Origin of the sequence: Mesorhizobium sp. NZP2298 (genome assembly GCF_013170825.1) — a bacterium.
In the GTDB taxonomy this organism is placed as follows: Bacteria; Pseudomonadota; Alphaproteobacteria; order Rhizobiales; family Rhizobiaceae; genus Mesorhizobium.
The window spans coordinates 834439-857273 of the sequence record NZ_CP033365.1; the positions used below are offsets into that span (position 1 = coordinate 834439).

Below are 22835 nucleotides of genomic sequence, written 5' to 3' on the forward strand. Positions count from 1 at the left end.
ACTCCTATCAGTTGCAGAACAACTAGCGCTGCTAGAATTTTGCGTCAACAGAAATCTAGCGTTGACAGAAAAAGGTGCATTGGTAGGATTTCTGGATGTCGATCGCCGAACGCAAAGAGCGCCAGCGCGCGGAGCGCTATGAACTCATCCTGTCCGCGGCCCGCGAACTCGCCGAAGCCGAGGGCTGGGACGCCGTCACCACCCGACGTCTCGCGGACCTGATCAACTACAGCCAGCCGGTTCTCTACAGCCACTTCAAAGGCAAGGCCGACATCATGGCCGCAGTGGCCACCAGAGGATTCGAGGACCTTGCGACGCGATTGACAAAGGAAGCGGCGAGCGGTGCCGGCGCTCCGGACGTTTTGCGCAATGTCTGTGCCGCTTATCTTGATTTTGCCCGTTCGCGGCCAGTTGTCTATGAGGCAATGTTCGTCCTGCCGACAAAGATCAAATTCGCCAGCGAGGAAACGCCGCCGGCGCTGCGTGCCGCCTTCGCCGCCCTTGTCAACGCACTCGGCCCCGATCGGCAAGACTCGGTGTTCTTGGCCGAAGTGCTGTGGAGCGCATTGCATGGAATGGTCGTGCTCGAGCAATCAGAACGTATCCCCGCTTTCGGCGCCGAGGATCGATTGAAAATTCTCGTCCAGAAGTTCAGCACCGTTCAATGAGACCGTGTTGACGCGCTTTAGCCGGTGAGAGGCCGAGTCGAGTTCATGACGCCGCCATCCACCGCGATCACATTCACATCTCACGGATGTGATCGCGCCGCCCTTGTGTAGCGCGAGCCGTCGAGAATAAAAGCTGACTGCTCTGCACAAGTTTTCAGCCTCGCTCTTGAGGGCCGCCAACTTCAGCAGGTGCAGCCTCCACAAAAGGCCTCCTCGTCGGCGCGGCTGGACAGACAATGCTGGTACCGTTTCTGATCATGTTCCGCGAGGGCGTCGAGGCCGCGCTGATCGTCGGCATCATCGCCAGCTACCTCGACCGCACCGGCCGTGGCGCCTGGATGCCGGTGGTGTGGATCGGCATTTTTCTGGCGCTCGCCTTCTCGCTCGGCGTCGGTGCCGTCCTGCAATTCGCCAGCGTCGAGTTTCCGCAGAAGGCGCAGGAACTGTTCGAAGCCATCATCGGGCTGGTCGCCGTCTGCGTGCTGACATCGATGGTGTTCTGGATGCGCAAGGCGGCCCGTTCGATCAAGGCGGAGCTGCACAATTCCATCGACGCGGCCTTCGAGACGCCATCGCGCAAAGGCTTTGGCTTGATCGCCATGGTCTTCCTGGCCGTGGCGCGCGAAGGTGTCGAGTCTGTGTTCTTCCTGCTCGCCGCCTTCCAACAGGAAAACAGTCTTGCGCCGCTGGCGGCACTTGCCGGCGTGCTGCTGGCCGCGGCTGTCGGCTACGGCATCTATGCCGGCAGCGTGCGGCTCAACCTCAGACGCTTCTTCCGCTGGACCGGCGCCTTCATCCTGATCGTCGCCGCCGGCCTTCTCGCCAATTCGGTCAACGCGCTGCATGAGGCCGGCGTGTGGAACCATGGGCAGCGGATCGTCTTCGACATCAGCGGCGTGCTGCCGATGGACAGCCCGCTGGGCTCGGTGCTTTCAGGCATTTTCGGCTATATCGACGCGCCAACGGTCAGCGAGATCGCCATCTATCTCGGCTTCCTCTTGCCGTCGCTGTGGCTCTTCCTGGCCGACCGGCCGGGTCTGCAATCGGCAACGGCCTCCAAACAAGGGCGGCCGGCGACATGACCGTGACGCCGCAATCCCCCGTATTGCCGCGCACGGCGGTCCGCATCGGCCTGGCGCTTTCCCTCGTGCTGCTGGTCGCGGCTGCCGCCGCCTTCACCCATGCGACACGGGTCGCGCAGAAAGGACGCCATCTCGCGGCATCGGCGACCTCGGTGGCGATCACCGGAAAATCCTGCGAGCCCAACGAGCTGAGCGTCACCGCTGGTCGTCATGTGTTCCAGATCGAAAACCGCTCCGACCGCGCCGTGGAGTGGGAAATCCTCGACGGCGTGATGGTGCTGGAAGAGCGCGAGAACATCGCGCCGGGCTTCACCCAGACCTTGGCGACGCGGCTCGAGCCCGGTGATTACGCCATCACCTGCGGCCTGCTCTCGAACCCACGCGGCAGACTGCATGTGCTGCCGGCTGCCAATGCCGGCGCGGTGCAAAAACCCGATCTCGCTGCCTATATCGGCGCGCTTGCCGAATACAAGGTTTTCCTGGCGACCGAGACCGATGCCTTCGTCCAGGCGGCCGGCACCTTCGCCGACGCGGTCAAATCGGGCGATCTGGCGGCGGCAAAGACGCTCTATCCGCCGGCCGAGACCGCCTACGCGCATCTGACCCCGGTGTCGCCGCTGTTTTCCGACCTCGATGCGGCGATCGACGGGCGCGCCGACGCGTTCGGCCAGCGAGAGGCCGATCTGGCTTTCGGTGGCCTGCACCGCCTCGAATACGGGCTGTTCCACCAGGGCAGCGCCGACAGCCTCGCGCCGGTCGCCGACAGGCTGGTGAGCGACGCAGCATCGCTCAAGACGCGCATCCACGATCTGCGCATCATGCCGGAGAGCATGGTCAGCGGATCGGTTGCAATCCTGGAGCGGCTCACCGCGCCAGGCCCGGATTTCGGCGACAGCCCCTACGCGCATGGCGACCTTACCTCCTTCGAGGCGGCGGTGACGGGCGTCCGCAAGGTGTTCGATCTTTTGCGTCCAGTGGCAGTCAAGACCGCGCCTGACATCATGGCGTCGCTCGACAAGGATTTCGCCGTGCTGGGGGACATGATCGCGATGCGCCGTGCGGAAGCCTCCGACGCGCTCTCCGATCCCGCCAAGGCCGAGCTTGGCAAGGCAGCAACCGTGCTCGCCGGCGATCTCTCCCGATTGCGTGAAAGCATGGACCTCAGCCAATGACAACCAGGGAAAAACCTGTCGACGCGAACGCGGCCTTCTCACCCTCGCGCCGCTCGGTGCTGATCGGCGCTGTCGCCGGGGCACTTGCCCCGCAAGTCGCCGTGGCGGCCGGCGCCGGCAGCGTCACCAATGCGCCGGAGAGTGACACGCTCGACCAGGTGCAGCCTTTCCATGGCGAGCACCAGCCGGGCATCGTCACGCCGCGGCCGGCCGCCGGCCTGGTCGCCTCCTTCGACGTGCTTGCCCAGAACCGCGCCGGGCTGCAGAGGCTGCTGCACACGCTGACGGAACGCACGGCCTTCCTGATGGCGGGCGGGACGCCGCCCGCGCTCGACCCGAGGTTTCCCGCCCCTGATTCCGGCATTCTCGGCCCGGTGGTGACGCCGAACAATCTGACGATAACCACATCGCTCGGCGTGTCGATGTTCGACGAACGCTTTGGCCTGCAGGCTTTGAAGCCGAAACATCTCACCCGGATGGCGTCGTTTTCCAACGACGCCCTGCAGGAAGAGTTCTGCCATGGCGATCTGTTGCTGCAATTCTCCTCGAACACGCCCGACACCAACATCCACGCGCTGCGCGATATCGTGAAGAACACGCCTGACACACTGCTCCTGCGCTGGAAGCAGGAAGGTTCGGTGCCGGTGCGGCCGGCCAATCCTGGAAAACCCAAGCAAAGCGCTCGCAACTTCCTTGGTTTTCGCGATGGTTCGGCCAATCCGGATTCCACCGATGCCGAGCTGATGAAGCGGATCGTCTGGGTACAGCCGGGCGGCGGCGAGCCGGCCTGGACATCAGGCGGTTCCTACCAGGTGGTGCGCCTTATCAGAAATTTCGTCGAGCGCTGGGACCGCACGCCACTGCGGGAGCAGCAGACGATCATCGGCCGCCAGAAGGCCAGCGGCGCGCCGCTGGAAGGCGGCACGAGCGAGGCCGATGTTCCTCACTTCGCCAGCGACCCCCAGGGCAAGGCCACACCGCTCGACGCGCATATCCGGCTTGCCAATCCGCGCGACGCCGAAGCGCAAAAGCACCTGATCCTGCGCCGACCGTTCAACTATTCGAATGGCGTCAGCAAATCCAACCAGATGGACATGGGCCTGCTGTTCATCTGCTACCAGGCCGACCTCGAACAGGGTTTTGTCGCCGTGCAGACCCGCCTCAACGGCGAGGCGCTCGAGGAATACATCAAACCCTTTGGCGGCGGCTATTTCTTCGTCCTGCCGGGCGTGAAGGACGATCAGGATTATCTCGGCCGGTCACTGCTCGAAATGGCCGCTTCGACGCATGCCTGAACCCCGAACCCACTTCACACCATGAGAGGATATATCCGATGAGAACCCTGCTTGCCGCCTCCGCAATCGCGCTGCTGACCGGCCTCGCGCCGGCGCACGCCGCCGTCTCGCCGCTCGATCTCGTCCAGCCGATCGCCGACTACAAGCTCTACGTTCAGGGCAAGATCGAGACGCTGGTGACGAGCACCAAGGCGTTTACCGATGCGGTCAAGGCAGGCGACCTCGCCAAGGCCAAGGCGCTTTATGCGCCGGCCCGCGTCAACTACGAGACCATCGAGCCGATTGCCGAACTGTTCTCCGACCTTGATGGCGCCATCGATTCGCGCGCCGACGACCATGAGCAGAAGGAAAAGTCGGCGGACTTCTACGGCTTCCACCGCATCGAATACGGCCTGTTCAGCCAGAACACCACGGATGGCCTCGGTCCGCTGGCCGAAAAGCTCGACGCCGATGTGTTCGACCTGCAGAAGCGCGTCGCCGGCCTGACCGTGCCGCCTGAAAAAGCCATCGACGGAGCGGCTGGGCTGCTCGAGGAGGTGGCGTCCAGCAAGATTTCAGGCGAGGAAGACCGCTACAGCCACACCGATCTGTGGGATTTCCAGGCCAATATCGACGGCGCCCAGAAGATCGTCGCTTTGGTGCATCCGCTGGTCGAGAAGGAGAACCCCACTTTGATCAAGACCGTCGACGACAATTTCGCCACCGTGGACGCCATCCTGGCAAAGTACAAGACATCAGACGGTTTCGAGACCTACGACAAGCTGTCGGATGCCGACCGCAAGGCGCTGGCCGGCCCGGTGACGGCGCTGGCCGAGGATTTGTCCAAGCTGCGGGGGACGCTGGGATTGAACTGACGGTTCGCGCGTGGGCCGCGGATCGAAATCGATCGCGGCCCGGACCGTCCGGTCATGCGGACATCAAGCACCGGCTTTGCGTGGCCGAAAGTCAGAATTTATAGGCAACGGCAGCGCGAACGACGCTGAAATTCGTCTTCACGTCATAGGACGCGAACGGATCAAACCCGAAATCCTTCTTGCCAAGGTCGACGTAAAGATATTCCGCACGGACGGTCCAATTGTTGTTGAAGGCATATTCAGCACCGCCGCCGACCGCATATCCGGTCTGGAACTTGGTCTCGGCCGCCCCGAAGACATGCTCATCAATTTTCACATTGCCCATCGCAACGCCGGCTGTGACATAAGGAAGCCAGCGATCAAAGGCGTAGCCGACGCGGCCTCGGATCGTTCCGAAGGCATCCACGCTCGCTTCAGCGCCGAGACCGCCACCGTCGACGCCAGGCGAAAATTCTTTCTTGAATCCCAGGTAGTTGATGTCGCCTTCAACACCGAGAACCCACTGACCGTATTGATAGTTGACGCCGACCAAACCGCCACCGGTGAAATTCCCGATGTCAGCCGAGCCGAGAATCCCGGTGTAATCTCCGTCGACTTTGCCGAAGGCTCCGCCAGCGTTTGCGCCGACATAGAAGCCGGTCCACGAATATGGAATATCCATGGCAGCCACCGGTTGAACAATGTCTGCCGCTTTGGCCCCAGTGATGGTCATGCCTGCAAGCAGGAAACCTAAAACAAGTCGCATGGATCACCCCCAAGCCGAGTTGTCGTCACCATTATCATGGTAGATATACGCCGAAATTCCCGGGAAAGCTGTATCAAAATGGCCACTGACTAAATTAGTGATTGCCGATACGCTGCACGTCGTGAGGCCCGCCTGACGGGTCGCGTAGTCTCACGGGTGATGCACTCACCGGGGGGTTGAGATGGTTTCGATTTCGCCGGCGCTTCGAGACAATGGCCGGGCTTTGCCGCAAGCTGGCGCGATGGGATGCCGAAGCCGTGCGGCCCTACGGTGTCTCGACAGAAGACGTGATGGCGATTTTCCATCCCGAAACGAGCGGCGGCGGATTGGCGCGAAGTTCGGCGCCGGATGCCATGGCTTTCATCGCACGATCGGAGAACCAGCCGGCGGGTTGCCTCGCCTTCGATCGGTTCGACGACGAGAGGGCGGAGGTTCATAAGTTCTTCGTCGATGAATCGTTTCGCGGAAGGGGGTTGGCCGTGCCCTGATGGGGGCCGCGCTGGCGGAGATCGGGGAGGGCCGGAGCCGGACGGTGCTCGCCCATGCGGCGTTCTAAATGACAAGTGCGATCGGCGTTTACGACTTGTTCGGCTTCAGGTCCTGCCCGCCCTTTCGCGAACCCCCTGAGCATGTCAGCCATACCGACATCTTCATGTCGCCCGCGATCCGGTCCTTATAAGGGGAAGAGGAGCGCCGGCGCTTCCGCCCCTCAGCCGGTGCGTAATCTCTTCTGGACCTTGTGTTCAGGCCGTCGCTTTCGCCTTCAGCTCCAGCCGCCGCGCATGCAGCACCGGCTCTGTGTAGCCATTCGGCTGGCTCGTGCCCTTGAACACCAGGTCGCAGGCGGCCTGGAAGGCGATCGAGGTGTCGAAATCCGGCGCCATCGGCCGGTAGAGCGGATCGCCGACATTCTGGCGGTCGACGATGGCCGCCATGCGCTGCAGGGAATCACGCACCTGGATTTCCGAACACACCTTGTGGCGCAGCCAGTTGGCGATGTGTTGCGATGAGATGCGCAGCGTGGCGCGGTCTTCCATCAGGCCGACATCGTTGATGTCGGGCACTTTCGAGCAGCCGACGCCCTGGTCGATCCAGCGCACGACATAGCCCAGAATGCCTTGCGCGTTGTTGTCGAGTTCGCGCTGGATCTCGTCGGGGGTCCAGTTCGGCCGCACCGCCACCGGCACGGAAAGGATGTCGTCGAGTTTCGCCTTCGGGCGGCTCTTCAGCGCCGCCTGTACGGCATGCACATCGACCTTGTGGTAGTGCGTGGCATGCAGTGTCGCCGCCGTCGGCGACGGCACCCACGCTGTATTGGCGCCGGCCCTGGGATGGGCGATCTTCTGTTCCAGCATGGCCGCCATCAGATCCGGCATCGCCCACATGCCCTTGCCTATCTGGGCATGGCCGGCCAGCCCACATTCGAGCCCGGTATCGACATTCCAGGCTTCATAGGCGGAAATCCAGGCGGCCTGCTTCATGTCGCCCTTGCGGATCATCGGGCCGGCTTCCATCGAGGTGTGGATTTCGTCGCCGGTGCGGTCGAGGAAGCCGGTGTTGATGAACACGACGCGTTCTTTCGCCGCGCGGATCGCTTCCTTGAGGTTGACGGTGGTGCGCCGCTCCTCGTCCATGATGCCCATCTTGATGGTGTTTTTCGCCATGCCGAGCAGCGCTTCGACGCGGTCGAATATCTCGACGGCGAAGGCGACCTCTTCCGGCCCGTGCATCTTCGGCTTCACCACATACATCGAGCCGGCGCGGGAGTTGGCGCGGCGGCCGTTTGGTCCGACGTCGTGCAGCGCGATCAGCGCCGTCAGCGCCGCGTCCATGATGCCTTCCGGCACCTCGTTGCCGTCGCGGTCCAGGATCGCCGGATTGGTCATCAGGTGGCCGACATTCCTGACCAGCATCAGCGAGCGGCCGGGCACGGTGAGCTGACCGCCGGCGGGCGCGGTATAGGCGCGGTCGGGATTGAGCTTGCGGACAAAACTCCGGCCAGCCTTGGTGATCTCCTCGGCGAGATCACCCTTCATCAGGCCGAGCCAGTTGCGGTAGACGACGACCTTGTCCTCGGCATCCACCGCCGCGACCGAATCCTCGCAGTCCTGGATGGTGGTCAGCGCCGATTCCAGGATGACGTCGGCGATGCCCGCCGGATCGGTGCGGCCGATCTGGTTGGCGCGGTCGATCACGATCTCGATGTGCAGCCCGTTTTTCACAAGCAGCACGGCATCGGGATTGGCGGCATCGCCGCGATAGCCGACGAATTGCTTGGGATCGGCCAGTGTGGTGCCGCCGGCGCCGGCGCCGAGCTTCAGCGCGCCATTGGCCACGGACAGCCCGTTGACGCCTGCCCATTTGCCTGAGGTGAGCGGTACCGACTGGTCGAGAAAATCCTTGGCCCAGGCGATGACCTTGGCGCCGCGCACCGGGTTGAAGCCCTTGCCTTTTTCCGCGCCGCCCGTCTCGGGAATGGCATCGGTGCCGTAGAGCGCGTCGTAGAGCGAGCCCCAGCGCGCATTGGCGGCATTGAGCGCATAGCGCGCATTCATCACCGGCACGACCAGCTGCGGCCCGGCGACGACTGCGATTTCCGGGTCGACATTCTCCGTCGACACGCTAAAGGCCGGCCCTTCGGGGAGGAGATAGCCGATCTCCTTCAGGAAGGTCCTGTAGACGTCCATGTCAACGGGCGCGCCATTGTCGCGGTACCAGCCGTCGAGCTTTTCCTGCATGGCGTCGCGTTTTGCCAGAAGCGACCGGTTCTTCGGAGCGAGATCGTGGACGATGGCCGAAAACCCGTTCCAGAACGCATCGGCGGCGATGCCGGTGCCGGGCAAGGCCTCGCCGGCCACAAAATCATGCAGCTCGGGGGCAATCCGCAATCCGGCGATCTCGACGCGATCGGTCATCAGGCTACTCCAGATGAAAGGCTTTGCGGGGCGTTTGGCATGTTGAGTTTGCCGGGTCAATTCAGCTTAGGGTGAAGGTGGGGCATTTTGGCCCCGTTCGAAGTACCGATCGTTACTCTGAACCGTGCATTCTACGTCCAACGTCACGGCATGGATCCTAGGGTCTCCGCGACGTCGCTTCGCTCCTGCTCTGCCCTAGGATGACGAAGGCGCGGGATTCAGGTCAGGCCGAGCCGAAAATGGTGGCGTCCGAGAACCGGAGCGGAGCGTACTTTTGGGTACGTGAGCACCGGAAGCGCAGGACGCCGCCATTTGCCGGTCGGCCTCACCTGAATCTACACCGCGATCCTTGGCCGTCCCGAGGCCACCGCCACCACATGCGCCTCGATGAACATGCGCTGGGCTTCGACCGTGGAAACCCTGAATTCGGTCGCGACGTCGATCTCGGCGTTGTCGGTGCCGGCGTCCCGGGCGCGTTCGGCGACAATCGCCCGCACATCGGCCTCGGCCGCCGCGATCGCCGCCGCCTCGTCGAGGAAATCGCGCACCGTCTCACCCGAGGCAAGCCGGAACAACCCTTCCTTTGGCTGGCTGACCCGCGCCTCGGCCGACACCCTGACCTGGCCGACGACGGCGCCGAGCGCGTTGGCGACATCGGTGTCTTCCGGCACCACGCAATCATTGCCAACCAGGGGCGCCAGGCCGGCATAGTGCAGAGGCGCCGAGGCACCGAGACCGATGACGGGGCGGTCGAGCGCGACGCTCAGCCGGGCGATACCGGGATGGGCGTCGACGGCGCGCTGCACCAGCGCGTGCGCCACGGTCGCGGCGCCATCCAGCCCGTCCTCGGCGAAAGCGGTTTCAAGGATGTATTCGGCCGACCAGCGTGTCAGCGTCACCAACACCCGCTCCGAAATCGCTTCCGGGGAAGCCGCGATGGGCTGGCCACGGCCATCGCGCTTGCGGGCGAACAGGTCGGCGCCAAGACGGGCGGTGGCGGCATCCCAATTGGCCTGCTTGCCAAGCACATGCGCCGCGTCCGACGGGGTGAAGCCGCAAATATGCACCAGCCCGCGCGAGACCAGCCGGTTCAAGGTGGCATTCTGGGCATTCGACGTCAGCAGCCTGTCGAGGGCGAGCGGCGTCGCGCCGATCGCCTCGTAGAGCCGCGCTTCCGGGGCGGTCAGCCCGGCGGCGAGCCTGTCCGGCACGCCGGTGCGAACCGCGAAGCGGCCGTCCATGCGGCCGGTGTTGGGCGCGCGCAGCTGACGCTCGAGTTCTGACGTCACCGCCTCGCCATGCGCCATGCCAGCCAGCGCCAAAGGCACCAGGCGACGGGGCCCAAGCAGGATTTTCGGGTTGAGCGCGCCATCCTCCAGCGCCACTTCTGAATCACCGCCCAGACCAAAAGTGCGCATGGCGACGGCCTCGACCATGGTGCGGAAGCCGCCGACGGTGGCGCCTTCCGGATCGAGCCGCGGCCGGCCGTTGTCGAGCACGGCGACGTCGGTGGTGGTGCCGCCAATGTCGGACACCATGGCATTGTCGAGCCCGGTCATATGGCGGGCACCGACCAGGCTGGCGGCGGGGCCGGAGAGAATGGTCTCGATCGGCCGCTGGCGGGCGAACGCCGCCGAGACCAGCGCGCCGTCGCCGCGCACCACCATCAGCGGGGCGGCGATGTTGCGTTCTGTGAGAAAGCCTTCGGTCGCCGCCACCAAGCGGTCGATCATCGAGATCAGCCTGGCGTTGAGCAGGGTCGTCAGCGCCCGGCGCGGGCCGCCGAGCTTGGCCGACAGTTCGTGGCTTGCCGTGACCGGCAGGCCGGTTTTCTCGCGGATCAGTTCGCGGGCGGCAATCTCGTGCGCCGGATTGCGGGTGGCGAAATAGGCGCAGACGGCAAAACCGGAGACCGAGGCCCCGAGCTCCGGCAAGGCGGCCTCAAGCCCGGACAGGTCGAGCTTGGCGGCATTGCCGTGGACATCATGGCCGCCTGGGCAAAACACCACCGGATCGGTGCCGAGCGCCGTCTTCAGCCCGTCGCGGGCGAGGTCGGCTTCGGAAAAGCCGATCATGACCAGCGCGACGCGGCCGCCCTGGCCTTCGACCAGCGCATTGGTGGCGAGCGTCGTCGACATCGAGACCAGCTTGATGTCAGCCGGATCGGTGCCGGCCTTTTCGAGCACCGCGTCGACGGCGCCGGAAATGCCGACGGCCAGATCGTGCCTGGTGGTCAGTGACTTGGCCTTGGCCAGCACCTTGCCCTTGTTCGGCCCCTGCTGCGGACCTTCGGTTTCAGACCACAGCACGGCATCGGTATAGGTGCCGCCGGTGTCGATGCCGAGGAACAGGGGTTTTGGCTTGGTCTTGGCGGTCATTTTTTAGCAGATCCGGAAGAGCAAATTTCTCTGGCCCAGCCCTTAGCCGATACGGGCGGGCCGATAAAGCCGCGAGCGATAGGCCAAGGGAGGATCTCCCCCCTCGTGGGGGAGATGGCCGGCAGGCCAAAGGGAGCGCTTTCCCGCCGACCTTACCGCTCCTTGCGCATCGCGCCTGGCGTTTGCGCGATGTCTTGGAGGCAATGGCGTATGGGGCATTGCGAGGCTCGATGGCTATTGAAGTTGGTGCCCTACGGCGCCCTCCTCTGTCCTGCCGGCCATCTCCCCCACGAGAGGGGAGATTGGCTGCGTCGGCCGCGGCGTCAACCTACCCTACAAACCCAACCCGCTTATGCGACCCGTCGCAAAACGGCTTGTTGGCCGAGTGGCCGCAACGGCAGAGGAAGGTGCGTTGCGTGCGATCGATCGTATGGCCGGTGCCGGTGACGATTTCGACATTGCCCTCGAGCTTGAGCGGGCCGTTGGTGGTCGGCGTCACATTCAGCGGGCCATTGCGTGCTTCGAGCGCCGGCGTGTCCTTCAGTGCCGGTTCGCCGGTGGCGGTGAAGCCGGCCTTGCTGTGGCTGCCGTCGCAGAAGGGCTTGTTTTCCGATGCGCCGCAGCGGCACAGCGTGGCGCGATAAAAGATCTCGCCGTCGAGCACGATCTCGGCGTGGACGGCGAGCGGGCCGTTTTCGCGCAACCGCACAGTGTTGACCACCGGCGGCTGCTCCTGCGGCCCGCCATCCTTCCTGACATAGGTGATGGCGCCGGACGGGCAGCTTTCGGCGATGGCGACGATCTTTTCGGCGCTGGCCGCCTCGGGGTGGATCCACTGCCCCGGCGCATTGGGCACGAAGACATGCGGGTCGCCGAGCACGCAATTGCGCGAATGGATGCAGCGCTTGCCGGAAAATCCGACGTCGATTTTATCGCTTTCGACCATGCCGGCCATCGCGGGGCTCCTGTTGCCTGGAGCACGCCGCGTTTCAAAGGAAGCCGCGCGGCGTGCTCGGGGTGATCGTCTCGGCGCAGGCTATGGCTCGAACAGGAAAACCGTCAAGCTGGCAAACCGGTCAGGGGACGAGATCGATCTCCTCGGTCTCGCCGCCGCTGCAGGTGTAGCAGCAGTCGTCACATTTTTCCTTGTTGCCGGGGCCGACGCCCCAATAGGTGCCGTCATCGCCATCGACCCAGGCGCCGTAGCAGATCGATTCGCCCTCGTTGCAGGAGATCGGCAGCGACTTGGTTTCGCCGTCGTCGAGGTAGAAATCCTTGCCTTCGCCCGGCCAGACATAGTCGCGGTCCTGGCTGTAGAGCTCAAGGCGCATGGCGTTGGGATGGCTGTTCTTGACTGTAAAGGTGACGTCGCCGGCATGGGCGGCAGGCGCAAACAGGACGGCAAGCGAAAACGCGGCGGCTAGCCGGCGCGCGGACGTGAAAGACATGAAAACCCCCGATGAAGAATCGGCACCCACGGCCGATGGAGGGGATCATGCCATGGCGCGGGCGGGCGCTAAAGGGATGATGGCGACAATCCCTGACTTAATCCGACACCGGATCTCAAGACTTCGCCTATCGCTGCCAGAACGGCAGCTTGGCGATCTCATCCTCGACCTGTCGTCTGGTCAGGCCGATATCATCGATCAGATGCGGATTGACCTCCGAGATCCGCTTGAGGTCCCAGCGATAGCGCGTCCGTCCGCGCCAGGCCGCGATGGTGTTTCGCAGGGTCGCAAGGCTATAGCGACGACGCGACGCCTGCCCGACGGGGGTTCGCCGCCGTACGGCCCGATGCGGTACCGATGCAAAGCCATTGGTCATGGCAACCTCCATGTGGTTTGGGGCCCAAACGGTTTGAGAATGGGCAACCCTCGAACTGAAAGAGGCTGGATTCTGCAGGATACCGACGGCGCCGTAATTAAAGCCCGCCAAATAGTTCTCAAAAGTTCCAAATGGGCTCTAACTCATTGTTTTGACGCCATTCCCCGGGGAAAGCGCCCTGCGGTTTTCCGATAAACCGCCTCACGCTTTTCGCGGAATTGCTCTATAGATGCGCCCTATGCAGGGATCGCGCTTTGCCTTTGGTCCGTTCGTGCTTGATCCGGGTGCGGGAACGCTGCTTCGGAACGACGATCCCGTTGCCGTCGGCTATCGCGGGCTGAAGCTGCTTGCGGCGCTCGTCGAACGGCCAGGCGAAATCCTGGAGAAGGCCGAATTGATGGACGCGGCGTGGCCGGGCACGGCGGTCGAGGAAGGCAACCTCACCGTCCAGATCGCACAGTTGCGCAAACTGCTCGGCCCTCCCGCCGACGGCGGCGAATGGATATCGACGGTTCCGCGCGTCGGCTACCGTTTCACGGGCGCCATCGAGCAGCTCGACCGCGCGAAGCGAAAACCCTTGCCGCTGCCCGACAAACCATCGATTGCGGTGCTGCCTTTCGTCAACCTCAGCAACGACCCCGAGCAGGAGGCCTTCGCCGACGGGTTGACCGAAGATTTGATCACCGACCTGTCCAGGGCCCCTGGCCTGTTCGTCATCGCGCGCAACTCGACCTTTGCCTACAAGGGCAAGGCGATGGACGTGCGCACGATCGCCGAGGAGCTTGGCGTGCGCTACCTCCTGGAAGGGAGTGCGAGGCGCGCGGCGGGGCGCGTGCGCATCAACGCACAGCTGGTCGACGCGTTGAGCGGCGAGCATCTGTGGGCGGAACGCTTCGATCGCGGCCTGGACGATATCTTTGCCGTCCAGGACGAGGCCACGGCCAAGATCGTGGAGGCGCTGCTCGGCCGGCTGCGCGCGCCGCCGGCGCGCAATCGGCCCACCAACCTGGAGGCCTACGATCTGTGCGTGCGGGCGCGCAAGCTGATCGACGATTCGCCGCGGTCGGCACGGGAAGCGCATCTGATGCTGACGCGCGCGGTCTCCCTCGATCCGGCCTACGCCGAGGCCTATCGCTGGCTTGCCATGAACCACTGGATGGGATGGGTGCACTGGGGCGAGCCGGTCGAACCCAACCGCCGCGTTGCCCTGGAACTGGCTCGCAAGGCCGTGGCGATCGACCCCAACGATGCCGGCTGCCACTGGGTGCTCGGCAATCTGCTTGCCTATGAGCGCGACTTCGAAGAGGCCGACGCCGAATTCGCCAGGGCGTTCGAGCTCGACCCGAACGAGGCGGACGCCTGGGCGACGCTGTCGGACATCACGACATTGGCCGGGCGGGTCGAGGAAGGCCTCGAGCAGATCCGCAAGGCGTTCCGGCTGAATCCGTTTCCGGCAAGCTGGTACTATCTCACCCTCGGCCAGGCGCAATATGCGGCGCGCGACTACGAGGCCGCCGTCGAGACGCTGCGCCGGGACGAGACCTACCGGACGAGCTCACGCCGTTTCCTGGCGGCAAGCCTGGCTCAACTCGGCCGGCTCGACGAGGCGCGCGCCGAGGTCGAGCTGTTCCTCGTCGGCAACCCGCATTTCACCACCCGCCACTGGGTCTGGACGGAGCCATTCCGCGACACCGCGATGCTCGAGCATTTCGTGGACGGCTTCCGCAAAGCCGGACTGCCGGACTGACGTGCCGGTCGATCACGGTACCAGATCGATCGTCTCGGTCGAGTGTTCCACGCAGATGAAGCAGCAGTTGTCGCAAGGCTGATCGTTGTCCGGCCCGACGCCGGCCGAGATCTGGTCGTTGCCGTCGACCCAGGCGCCATAGCAGATGCGCTCGCCCTGATTGCAGGACAGCGGCACCGATTTCTGCGAGCCCGGATCGATCAGGAACACCTTGTCGTTGCCCGGCCAGACCGTCTCGCGGTCGCGGCTGAACAGCTCGACCGCAACCGCGCGGCTGTGCAGGTTCTTGACGAAGAAGGCCATGTCGGCGGCCTCGGCCGAATTGGTGCAGACCAGCGCCGCGAGCACGGCCATACGAAAGAGCGTCACGGTCTGGCCTCCCGAATCATCGCCGCAGAATCGCATGGCCGCCCGTGCCTGTCGCTCGCGTTTTCTGACTATTTCCCGGAAGCCCCCTGCGCCGTGATCTCCCGACCCAGCCGCAGCGTCTCACCGACCAGGAGGTCGAGGTCGTCGCGCCTTGTGCGATGGTTGGCGATCGCCACGCGCAGCCAGTGCTCGCCATGCACGGTGGTGTCGGAGAGGGTGGCAATGCCCTGTTCCTGCAGCCGCAGCATGATCTCGGTGTTGAGCGCCTTCAGCGCCTCACCCGTGACGCCAGGCTGGTAGCGGAAGCAGACGATGTTGACGGTTGGCTGTATCGCCAGCTCCAGCAGCGGCTCGGCTTCGATGCGTTCGGCGAGATAGAGCGCCTGCGCGATGTTCTGGTCGATCAGGCGGCCGAATTTGTCGACGCCATGCTCCTTCAGCGCCATCCATACCTTGAGCGCGCGAAAGCCGCGCGACGTCTGCAGGCCGTAGTCATGCAGCCATTCGCCGGAGGCAAGGCCGCGCGGCGTCGATTCCAGATATTCCGGCGTCACCGCGAAGGTCCGGCGATGCGCGACGGCATCCCTGACCAGGGCGCAGCCGACCTCGAATGGCGCGTGCAGCCATTTGTGCGGATCGAGCGCGACCGAATCGGCCCATTCGATGCCGGCAACGCGATGCGCGTTCTCAGGGGCAATCGCAATCAGCGCACCGATGCAGCCGTCGACATGAAACCACAGGTCTTCCTCATGAGCGAGTTTGGCCAGCGCCCGCAGATCGTCGATCGCGCCGGTGTTGACCGTGCCGGCATTGCCGATGACGCAGGCCGGCTTGAAACCCGCCGCGCGATCCTCCGATATGGCTGCTCGCAAGGCCGATATATCGATGCGCAACCCAGCATCGGTCGGGATCCGGCGCAGCGCCCGGTTGCCGAGGCCAAGCGCTTCCATCGCCTTGCGATGGCAAGAGTGGATCTGGTCCGAGCCATAGAAGCGCAGCGGCTTTTCGATTGCCGCGACACCGTGCTCGCGCACGTCGATGCCGGCCTTGATGTTGCGCGCCACCGTCAGCCCGATGATGTTGGCCATCGAGCCGCCGCTGACCAGCGTGCCGGAGGCGGAAGCGGGAAAGCCCAGCATCTCTTTGCACCAGTTGACCACCTGGCCGTCCATCAGCCCGGCGGCGTGGTTGCCGCCGCCGAGGTTGGAGCCCTGGATTGCCGCCAGGAAGTCGCCGAGCGCACCGGTGAAGTTGCTCGACCCCATATACCAGGCCCAGAAACGCGGATGGACGTTGCCCATCGGGTAGGACATCACGGTGCGCGAGACCTCGCCGTAGACAGCGGCCAGCGGCGCCGGCGATCGCGGCAGGGATGCCGCGAAGGCTTCTCTCACATCCGCCGGCATTTCCCGCCAGGCCGGCCGGTCCCTGACATCACGCAGATAGTCGACGGCATCGTCGATGACCTGATGCGACAGGGCCTGGACAGAGGCCCAGTCGGCGGGGTCAAGCGTTTCCTCGGCCACGATGCCGAGGGTCTCCTGCGCGATATCCATGACCAGTCTCCCGTCAAGCCGCCGGGAACTGGCAGCCGGGCGTCGAGCGCGACAGCGCCATCTCGTCGGCATCCATCTCTGCCTCGATGCCGTCGAACAGCGGCGTCGACATGTAGCGCTCGCCGGTGTCGGGCAGCATGCACAGGATCACCGATCCGGGCGGCGCCTTCTCCGCGACCTGCCGTGCCACGGCGAAGGTAGCGCCGCCGGAAATGCCGGTGAAGATGCCTTCCTTCTGCGCCAGGGCCTTGGCCCATTTGATGCCCTCGGGCCCGGCGATCGGCATCACTTCGTCATAGAGGCTGGCGTCGATCGCTTCCTGCAGCACATTGGGGATGAAGTCCGGCGTCCAGCCCTGGACGGGATGCGGCTCGAAGGCCGGATGGCTGGCCGCGGGGGCGCCATGGGCGCCGCGCTGCTGCGCCTTGCCGCTGCCGACCAGTTGGGCGTTGGCCGGTTCGCAGAGCACGATGCGGGTGTCCGGCCGCTCGCGGCGCAGCACGCGCGCCACGCCGACGACGGTACCGCCAGTGCCATAGCCGGTGACGAAGCAATCGAGCCGCGACCCGGCGAAATCATTGACGATCTCGCGCGCCGTGGTCGCCTCGTGGATGGCCGCATTGGCCGCCGTCTCGAACTGGCGGGCGAGGAACCAGCCATTGGCCTCAGCCAGTTCAACCGCCTTCTTGTACATGCCGAAGCCCTTTTCGGCGCGCGGCGTCAGCACCACCTTGGCGCCCAGCATGCGCATCAGCTTGCGGCGTTCAACGGAAAAGCTGTCGGCCATGGTGACGACCAGCGGATAGCCCTTTTGCGCACAGACCATGGCGAGCCCGATGCCGGTGTTGCCGCTGGTCGCCTCGACCACGGTCTGGCCAGGCTTCAGCGCGCCGCTGCGCTCGCCCTCCTCGATGATGTTGAGCGCCAGCCTGTCCTTCACCGAGGCGCCTGGGTTGAAGAACTCGGCCTTGACATAGATCGTCGCATGGGCCGGTCCGAGATTGTTGATGCGCACCACCGGCGTATCGCCGACAGTGTCGAGAATGCTGTCGAACAGGCGGCCGCGTCCGGTCGTGGTCCTGATTTTCTGCTTATTCAACATCGTTGATCTCCTCGATCGTGTTCATCTTCACAGGCCGGTTACAAACCAGCGGCTTGGGCGGCGAGGTTTCGAGACATGGCCGCGTTAGGACTGACGTGCCGACGATGCGGCAATAACCATTCCCGGCGTGGAAATTCGCCGCCGGATGCGCTGTGTCGTGTTTGGTGATACAGTAAAGGCCGGCGAGCCGGCGTGGGAGCAGGCGTGGAAACGGACGTGGAATCCGCACCATCGAGGCTGGACGGCGATAGGCCCCGCCTGTCCGTGCGCCTGCTCGGACCGCTGGAAATCTTGCGTGATGGGACGCCGATAGCGCTACCGGCATCGCGCAAGCTGCGCGCGCTGCTCGCCTATCTCGCGCTGGCGCCGCATCCGGTTGGGCGCAGCCGCCTGTGCGAGCTCTTATGGGACGTACCCAACGATCCACGGGGCGAGTTGCGCTGGTACCTGAGCAAGCTGCGCGCGGCCCTCGACACGCCGGACCGGCGCCGGGTCGAGACACGGGGCGACACGGTGGCGCTTGATCTCGATGGCTGCCTTGTCGATGCGCTGGACGTCACCCGCGCCGCCGCGCAAGGGATCGGCACACTCGATAGGGAGCGGCTGCGGGCGCTGTCAGAACTCTTCGCCGGCGATTTGCTCGACGGGCTGGAGCTCGAGCGCAGCCCGCTTTTCGATAACTGGCTGATCGCCCAGCGCCGGCGTTTCCAAGCGTACCACGCCGCCGTGCTCGAACAGCTTGCCGTAAACCATCCGGCGGGCTCGCCCGAAATGTCCATGCATCTCGACAAATGGGTCGAACTGGCGCCGTTCGACACGCGCGCGCATCTGGCCTTGCTGTCCGCTCTGGCGGAGCGCGGCGCCATCGGCGCGGCCGAGGAGCATCTGGCTTCGGCGGCTCGCCTGTTCCAATCGGAAGAGCTGGATTTCGCTCCGCTTCGCGCGGCTTGGCAGGCAATCCGTGACCAACAGTCCGGCAGCTCGCTCAAGGCGCAACCAGCCTGCCTGTCCACGCCATCGCAATTGGCGGTCCCATCGGATGCCGGCACGGTCGAGCCAAGCCAAGCCTCGCTGGCGGTGATGCCGTTTGTCGAGGAAGCCGGCGAGGGCACACGCGGCGGGCTTGCCGACGGCTTCACCCATGACATCATCACCCGCCTCGCCAAACTTCGCGATTTCTTCGTCATCGCGCGCGGATCGGTGTTTGCGCTGGCCGAAAAGACCATCGCGCCGGAAGAAGCCGGCAGAAAACTTGGCGTCGACTATGTCGCCACCGGCACGGTGCGCAACACGGCCGGCCGGCTGATCGTCAGCGTCGAGCTCATCGAGGTGCGCACGGCCAGGATCGTCTGGGCCGAGATTTTCGAGCGCCGGCCCGACGACATTTTTGCCGTGCTCGACGATATCGGCGACAGCATCGTGTCGTCGATCTCGGCCGAGATCGAAACGGTCGAGCGCAACCGGGCCATGCTGAAGGCACCCAATTCGCTCAACGCCTGGGAGGCCTACCATCGCGGCCTCTGGCACATGTACCGCTTCACCCAGGCCGAGAACGAGCAGGCGCGGCATTTCTTTGACAAGGCCTTGCAGCTGGACCCAACCTTTGCCCGCGCCTATGCCGGCCTGTCGTTCACCCACTGGCAGAATGCGTTCCAGCGCTGGGGCGACCGCGACCGCGAAAGCGCTCTGGCCTATGAGAGCGCCGGGCACAGCCTGCTGGTCGACGACCACAATCCGGCCGCGCACTGGGCTATGGGCCGGGCGCTGTGGCTGCGCGGCGAGCAGGATGGATCGCTGTCCGAACTGGGGCGGGCGGTGGATCTCAGCCCGAATTTCGCGCTCGGCCATTACGCGCTGTCCTTCGTCCACTCGCAGTCGGGCGACCCGCGGGCGGCGATAAGTTCCTCCGACCATTCGCGTCATCTCAGCCCCTTCGACCCGCTGCTGTTCGGCATGCTGGGGTCACGCGCCATGTCGCATGTCCGGCTCGGCCAGTTCGAAGAGGCGGCCGACTGGGCGCTGAAGGCGGCGGCACGGCCCAATGCGCATACCATCATCCTGGCGATTGCCGCGCACTGCCTGGCGCTGGCCGGCCGACTCGACGAGGCGCGCGGCTTTGCCGCTGCCATCCGCAAGACATTGCCTGATTATCGCGCCGACGATTTCATCGGCACCTTTCGCTTCGACCCCGATGCCGAGGCGCTGTTCCGGCAAGGCGCAAGGCGCATCGGGCTCAGCTGATTTAGAGCAGTTCCGGACGGAAAACCGTTCACACTTTTCCTGGAATTGCTCCGGGCTTTAATCCGCGCGTTAACGAAGTCGGAAGGAGTTGTTTAACCGTTCACCTCTATGTGACCTCCCCGGGGGGTCCATGGCAAAGTGAGTATGATGAGCGACAGCCCCGACAAGCGCAGCAACGAATGGCGCGCCATTCTTCATGTACAGGCCCGCGTCGCCGTCCTGTTCGTTCCGATTGTCGCCAGCCTGCTGATCATAGCGGCACTTGCCGGCAACGAACGCAAATCCGTTCCCGATATCGACCGCACCGTAACCGGGTCGGTGCGATAGACGGCACAACAGCCGGCCGCGAAAGCCCGCCGGGTGTGCGCTATTGGGCGCGTCATCCTTTGGCGCTACTGTCATCCAATGGCTACAGCACTGCGCGAATGGGCCCGAGCGATCAAGCGCGACGTGCATGCGCTCTACCTTGCCGCGCGCGATCCCCGAACGCCGTGGTACGCCAAGGCGCTTGCCGTGTGTGTCGCGGGCTACGCCTTGTCTCCAATCGACCTGATTCCCGATTTCATCCCCTTGGTTGGTTACCTTGATGATGCGATCCTGGTTCCCTTGGGAATCCTTGCCGTGGTCAAGATGATACCGCCCGAGGTCATGGCAGAACACAGGGAGGCCGCCGTCCTTGCCGTTGACAGGCCCGTGAGCCGCAGCGCGGCGGTGGTCATCGCCTGTATCTGGGCCGCCTCGGTCGCGCTGGCGGGATGGCTGGCGTATCGATACTTCGCCGGCTGATCTTGAAGCCGCGTCCTGTAACGTGGAACAGCGCGATTACGCCCTCGAATGCGTCTTTAGAGCAACATCCGTTCGCATCGGATTCCGTGGTTGGTGTGAGGTGGATTCTTGAAGCTTGTCGATGAACACCGCATCCACCAGATCTTCGAAGTCAGCCTGTGGCTGAAGGGCGCGCATGCCCTGATCGAATGCATCGGCGGGATTCTGCTCTATGTCGTTACCACCGATACCATTGCCTCCTGGGTCAACGCCCTCACCGCGGAGGAATTGATCGAAGATCCCAACGATTTCATAGCTGGCCATCTGTCGCGGATGGCAAGCCATTTTTCGGTCGCCAGCAAGGAGTTTTATGCCGTCTACCTGCTTAGCCACGGCCTGATAAAGCTTGCCTTGGTGGTCGGGCTTCTGAGAGGCAAGTTCTGGTCTTACCCTGCCTCGCTCGCGGCTTTGGGCTTGTTCATGGTCTATCAAGTCTACCGCTACTCATACACCCAATCATTCGGCCTGCTGGTCCTGACCGTCTTCGATGCGGTGGTCATGGTGTTGATCTGGCATGAATGGAGGATCGTGCGACACCATAAGCCGGCATGATGGTTGAGTTGCCGGCCTTGTCCCTGTTTCCTGAACGTCGGCACAAATGGGCCGACGGATCGATGGCAGACGCGGTTGCGATCCGGCTACAAACGCCTGATCGCAAGGAGCGCCTTGCCTTGCCGGCGGAACCCCACGCACTGTCGGACATTGTGTTCCAGGACAGCCCCCTGGAGGACATGATGACCAGAGCTTTCGATATCAACGACAACACAGAAGAAAATCCGAAGCGCCCGCCTCAGCCTGAGACCAGCGACGACCTCAGGAAAAAGAAGGTCGAGGGCAAAGCCTTCCAGGTGAATGAGAACAGCGTCGACAATCCGACACCAGCGCCGGTGACGCCAAAGCGGGACTGATCGAAAAAGATGGCGTGCGCCTGTCAGGGCGCACTTTCCGGCAGCATTCGCTTGAGCACGTCATCCTTGCGGATGAAATGGTGCCACAGCGCCGCCGCCGCATGCACTCCGGCAAGTATGAGGATCGAATTGGCACAGAGGCTGTGCATCTCCCTGATAAACCGGGCCGTGTCACGATCCGGCGAGACCGGGGCCGGGATGGTGAAGAGACCGAAGAAACTCAGGGCATCGCCCCTGTACCAGGTCAGCACGATGCCGAGCACCGGAATCGCCACCAGGAGAGCGTAAAGCAGGAGGTGCGCGACTTTGGCCGCACTTCGTTCAAGCGGTGACATTTCCTGCGGCAGACCGGGCGTCCCCAGCGTCAGCCGCAGGCCGACACGGATGACGACAAGCGCGAAAAGCAGCAAGCCGAACGAAATATGCAGCCACCAGACGAGCGCCCGCCCCGGATCGCCGCGCGGAAAAACCTCCTCGACGTAGGTCAAGCCATAAAGGCCGATGACCAGCAGGAACACTGCCCAGTGAATGGCTTTCTGCGAGCTTGTGTAGGTGGGGTGCATGCGAGCTTCCAGTTTTCAACGTTTCTAACCTAGCCGCGATCATCTCAAAGCTTTGTTCGGGGACGAACCCCTTCTTGAAGAGAACGTCCACGGGCCGGCCGTGATGATCGTGATTCGGTGGACACTGGAACAGGCAACCTGTCAGTTCGCTGACAACAGGGCATCCGATGCACGATGCGGCATCCAAAGAAAGCCCGGATGAACCGGGCTTTTCTTCGGATTTCTCGGCGCCCCTCAATAGAAGCGCGGGATCGGACCGTTCTGCGGCGTGGTGCGGTCGCCGAGGTCGAGAAAAACCTCGTCGACATAGCACCAGCCCCAGCCTTCCGGCGGATCATAGCCCTCGATGATAGGATGGCTGGTGGCGTGAAAATGTTTCGTCGCGTGGCGGTTGGGCGAGTCGTCGCAACAGCCGACATGGCCGCAGGTGCGGCAGAGTCGCAGATGCACCCACCACGAGCCGCTCTTCAGGCATTCCTCGCAACCGAGCGCGCTCGGCGTGACGTCCTTGATCCCAGCCGCATGCTTGCATTCGTCCGCCATCACATTCTCCTGGCCAGTTGAGGCTCAACTATTCCTTTTGCGCTTTTC

General features: G+C 64.0%; 23 protein-coding genes. 12 read left to right on the top strand and 11 right to left on the bottom strand.

The window, feature by feature from the left end; all coding sequences use genetic code 11:
- The first annotated feature begins 95 nt into the window (after positions 1 to 95).
- From EB231_RS03880 to efeO (EB231_RS03900), 5 genes are all read left to right on the top strand, one after another.
- Entirely contained in the window at positions 96 to 668 is a 573-nt protein-coding gene (locus tag EB231_RS03880) for a TetR/AcrR family transcriptional regulator (RefSeq protein WP_172347671.1), read from the top strand.
- A 236-nt stretch (positions 669 to 904) separates the two neighbouring features.
- Positions 905 to 1750 (top strand): iron uptake transporter permease EfeU, encoded by an 846-nt coding sequence (gene efeU / locus EB231_RS03885; protein ID WP_172347672.1) that lies wholly within the window; start codon positions 905 to 907, stop codon positions 1748 to 1750.
- Positions 1747 to 2922: an iron uptake system protein EfeO gene (gene efeO / locus EB231_RS03890; protein ID WP_172347673.1), complete on the top strand. Its 1176-nt coding sequence runs from the start codon at positions 1747 to 1749 to the stop codon at positions 2920 to 2922. The genes efeU and efeO (EB231_RS03890) overlap by 4 nt, the downstream gene beginning before the upstream one ends.
- On the top strand, positions 2919 to 4217 hold the full coding sequence (gene efeB, locus EB231_RS03895) for an iron uptake transporter deferrochelatase/peroxidase subunit (RefSeq protein ID WP_172347674.1): 1299 nt from the start codon (positions 2919 to 2921) through the stop codon (positions 4215 to 4217). The genes efeO (EB231_RS03890) and efeB overlap by 4 nt, the downstream gene beginning before the upstream one ends.
- 38 nt (positions 4218 to 4255) lie before the next feature.
- Positions 4256 to 5071, top strand: coding sequence for an iron uptake system protein EfeO (efeO, locus tag EB231_RS03900; protein ID WP_172347675.1), 816 nt, complete (start codon positions 4256 to 4258; stop codon positions 5069 to 5071).
- Between the two features lie 91 nt (positions 5072 to 5162).
- Here the strand turns inward: efeO (EB231_RS03900) and EB231_RS03905 are convergent, their stop codons facing one another.
- On the bottom strand, positions 5163 to 5816 hold the full coding sequence (locus tag EB231_RS03905; protein ID WP_172347676.1) for an outer membrane protein: 654 nt from the start codon (positions 5814 to 5816) through the stop codon (positions 5163 to 5165).
- A 212-nt stretch (positions 5817 to 6028) separates the two neighbouring features.
- Here EB231_RS03905 and EB231_RS03910 point away from each other — a divergent pair, with 212 nt between their 5' ends.
- On the top strand, positions 6029 to 6304 hold the full coding sequence (locus EB231_RS03910; RefSeq protein ID WP_172347677.1) for a GNAT family N-acetyltransferase: 276 nt from the start codon (positions 6029 to 6031) through the stop codon (positions 6302 to 6304).
- 255 nt (positions 6305 to 6559) lie between these two features.
- On the opposite strand, the gene EB231_RS03915 is transcribed toward EB231_RS03910, so the two are convergent.
- From EB231_RS03915 to EB231_RS03935, 5 genes are all read right to left on the bottom strand, one after another.
- Positions 6560 to 8731: a malate synthase G gene (locus EB231_RS03915; RefSeq protein WP_172347678.1), complete on the bottom strand. Its 2172-nt coding sequence runs from the start codon at positions 8729 to 8731 to the stop codon at positions 6560 to 6562.
- A 335-nt stretch (positions 8732 to 9066) separates the two neighbouring features.
- Positions 9067 to 11109 carry a hydantoinase/oxoprolinase family protein gene (locus EB231_RS03920; protein ID WP_172347679.1) on the bottom strand — a complete coding sequence of 681 codons (2043 nt, stop codon included), beginning with the start codon at positions 11107 to 11109 and terminating at the stop codon, positions 9067 to 9069.
- Between the two features lie 328 nt (positions 11110 to 11437).
- Positions 11438 to 12064, bottom strand: coding sequence for a CDGSH iron-sulfur domain-containing protein (locus EB231_RS03925; protein ID WP_172347680.1), 627 nt, complete (start codon positions 12062 to 12064; stop codon positions 11438 to 11440).
- Between the two features lie 121 nt (positions 12065 to 12185).
- The gene (locus EB231_RS03930; protein ID WP_172347681.1) at positions 12186 to 12557 is read right to left on the bottom strand and encodes a hypothetical protein; all 372 of its coding nucleotides are present in this window, start codon (positions 12555 to 12557) and stop codon (positions 12186 to 12188) included.
- A gap of 127 nt (positions 12558 to 12684) precedes the next feature.
- Complete coding sequence (locus EB231_RS03935; protein WP_246740871.1) at positions 12685 to 12933, bottom strand: DUF1127 domain-containing protein; 249 nt, start codon at positions 12931 to 12933, stop codon at positions 12685 to 12687.
- Between the two features lie 229 nt (positions 12934 to 13162).
- Here EB231_RS03935 and EB231_RS03940 point away from each other — a divergent pair, with 229 nt between their 5' ends.
- Positions 13163 to 14680, top strand: a complete 1518-nt coding sequence (locus EB231_RS03940; protein WP_172347683.1) for a winged helix-turn-helix domain-containing tetratricopeptide repeat protein — start codon at positions 13163 to 13165, stop codon at positions 14678 to 14680.
- 12 nt (positions 14681 to 14692) lie between these two features.
- On the opposite strand, the gene EB231_RS03945 is transcribed toward EB231_RS03940, so the two are convergent.
- From EB231_RS03945 to EB231_RS03955, 3 genes are all read right to left on the bottom strand, one after another.
- Positions 14693 to 15049, bottom strand: coding sequence for a hypothetical protein (locus EB231_RS03945; protein WP_172347684.1), 357 nt, complete (start codon positions 15047 to 15049; stop codon positions 14693 to 14695).
- A 68-nt stretch (positions 15050 to 15117) separates the two neighbouring features.
- On the bottom strand, positions 15118 to 16605 hold the full coding sequence (locus EB231_RS03950; RefSeq protein WP_172347685.1) for a pyridoxal phosphate-dependent decarboxylase family protein: 1488 nt from the start codon (positions 16603 to 16605) through the stop codon (positions 15118 to 15120).
- A 13-nt stretch (positions 16606 to 16618) separates the two neighbouring features.
- Positions 16619 to 17707 carry a PLP-dependent cysteine synthase family protein gene (locus EB231_RS03955; protein WP_172347686.1) on the bottom strand — a complete coding sequence of 363 codons (1089 nt, stop codon included), beginning with the start codon at positions 17705 to 17707 and terminating at the stop codon, positions 16619 to 16621.
- Between the two features lie 216 nt (positions 17708 to 17923).
- On the opposite strand from EB231_RS03955, the gene EB231_RS03960 reads away from it, so the two are divergent.
- The 5 genes from EB231_RS03960 (at position 17924) to EB231_RS03980 (ending at position 21681) form a co-directional block, all read left to right on the top strand.
- Complete coding sequence (locus EB231_RS03960) at positions 17924 to 19948, top strand: transcriptional regulator (RefSeq protein WP_172347687.1); 2025 nt, start codon at positions 17924 to 17926, stop codon at positions 19946 to 19948.
- Between the two features lie 147 nt (positions 19949 to 20095).
- A complete protein-coding gene (locus tag EB231_RS03965) occupies positions 20096 to 20275 on the top strand; it encodes a hypothetical protein (RefSeq protein WP_172347688.1) in 180 nt (59 codons plus the stop codon).
- 78 nt (positions 20276 to 20353) lie between these two features.
- Entirely contained in the window at positions 20354 to 20734 is a 381-nt protein-coding gene (locus EB231_RS03970; RefSeq protein WP_172347689.1) for a YkvA family protein, read from the top strand.
- A gap of 108 nt (positions 20735 to 20842) precedes the next feature.
- On the top strand, positions 20843 to 21325 hold the full coding sequence (locus tag EB231_RS03975; RefSeq protein ID WP_172347690.1) for a DUF2127 domain-containing protein: 483 nt from the start codon (positions 20843 to 20845) through the stop codon (positions 21323 to 21325).
- A 62-nt stretch (positions 21326 to 21387) separates the two neighbouring features.
- A complete protein-coding gene (locus EB231_RS03980) occupies positions 21388 to 21681 on the top strand; it encodes a hypothetical protein (protein ID WP_172347034.1) in 294 nt (97 codons plus the stop codon).
- Between the two features lie 23 nt (positions 21682 to 21704).
- Here the strand turns inward: EB231_RS03980 and EB231_RS03985 are convergent, their stop codons facing one another.
- The gene (locus tag EB231_RS03985) at positions 21705 to 22244 is read right to left on the bottom strand and encodes a cytochrome b (protein ID WP_172347691.1); all 540 of its coding nucleotides are present in this window, start codon (positions 22242 to 22244) and stop codon (positions 21705 to 21707) included.
- A gap of 234 nt (positions 22245 to 22478) precedes the next feature.
- Entirely contained in the window at positions 22479 to 22787 is a 309-nt protein-coding gene (locus tag EB231_RS03990) for a UBP-type zinc finger domain-containing protein (protein ID WP_023777710.1), read from the bottom strand.
- Positions 22788 to 22835 lie beyond the last annotated feature (48 nt).

Excerpts from the sequence above, each read along its gene's own strand:
- EB231_RS03880 (WP_172347671.1), top strand. The coding sequence starts at position 96 with ATGTCGATCGCCGAACGCAAAGAGCGCCAGCGCGCGGAGCGCTATGAA.
- efeU (WP_172347672.1), top strand. The coding sequence starts at position 905 with ATGCTGGTACCGTTTCTGATCATGTTCCGCGAGGGCGTCGAGGCCGCG.
- efeO (WP_172347673.1), top strand. The coding sequence starts at position 1,747 with ATGACCGTGACGCCGCAATCCCCCGTATTGCCGCGCACGGCGGTCCGC.
- efeB (WP_172347674.1), top strand. The coding sequence starts at position 2,919 with ATGACAACCAGGGAAAAACCTGTCGACGCGAACGCGGCCTTCTCACCC.
- efeO (WP_172347675.1), top strand. The coding sequence starts at position 4,256 with ATGAGAACCCTGCTTGCCGCCTCCGCAATCGCGCTGCTGACCGGCCTC.
- EB231_RS03905 (WP_172347676.1), bottom strand. The coding sequence starts at position 5,816 with ATGCGACTTGTTTTAGGTTTCCTGCTTGCAGGCATGACCATCACTGGG.
- EB231_RS03910 (WP_172347677.1), top strand. The coding sequence starts at position 6,029 with ATGGCCGGGCTTTGCCGCAAGCTGGCGCGATGGGATGCCGAAGCCGTG.
- EB231_RS03915 (WP_172347678.1), bottom strand. The coding sequence starts at position 8,731 with ATGACCGATCGCGTCGAGATCGCCGGATTGCGGATTGCCCCCGAGCTG.
- EB231_RS03920 (WP_172347679.1), bottom strand. The coding sequence starts at position 11,109 with ATGACCGCCAAGACCAAGCCAAAACCCCTGTTCCTCGGCATCGACACC.
- EB231_RS03925 (WP_172347680.1), bottom strand. The coding sequence starts at position 12,064 with ATGGCCGGCATGGTCGAAAGCGATAAAATCGACGTCGGATTTTCCGGC.
- EB231_RS03930 (WP_172347681.1), bottom strand. The coding sequence starts at position 12,557 with ATGTCTTTCACGTCCGCGCGCCGGCTAGCCGCCGCGTTTTCGCTTGCC.
- EB231_RS03935 (WP_246740871.1), bottom strand. The coding sequence starts at position 12,933 with ATGACCAATGGCTTTGCATCGGTACCGCATCGGGCCGTACGGCGGCGA.
- EB231_RS03940 (WP_172347683.1), top strand. The coding sequence starts at position 13,163 with ATGCGCCCTATGCAGGGATCGCGCTTTGCCTTTGGTCCGTTCGTGCTT.
- EB231_RS03950 (WP_172347685.1), bottom strand. The coding sequence starts at position 16,605 with ATGGATATCGCGCAGGAGACCCTCGGCATCGTGGCCGAGGAAACGCTT.
- EB231_RS03955 (WP_172347686.1), bottom strand. The coding sequence starts at position 17,707 with ATGTTGAATAAGCAGAAAATCAGGACCACGACCGGACGCGGCCGCCTG.
- EB231_RS03965 (WP_172347688.1), top strand. The coding sequence starts at position 20,096 with ATGAGCGACAGCCCCGACAAGCGCAGCAACGAATGGCGCGCCATTCTT.
- EB231_RS03970 (WP_172347689.1), top strand. The coding sequence starts at position 20,354 with ATGGCTACAGCACTGCGCGAATGGGCCCGAGCGATCAAGCGCGACGTG.
- EB231_RS03980 (WP_172347034.1), top strand. The coding sequence starts at position 21,388 with ATGGCAGACGCGGTTGCGATCCGGCTACAAACGCCTGATCGCAAGGAG.
- EB231_RS03985 (WP_172347691.1), bottom strand. The coding sequence starts at position 22,244 with ATGCACCCCACCTACACAAGCTCGCAGAAAGCCATTCACTGGGCAGTG.
- EB231_RS03990 (WP_023777710.1), bottom strand. The coding sequence starts at position 22,787 with ATGGCGGACGAATGCAAGCATGCGGCTGGGATCAAGGACGTCACGCCG.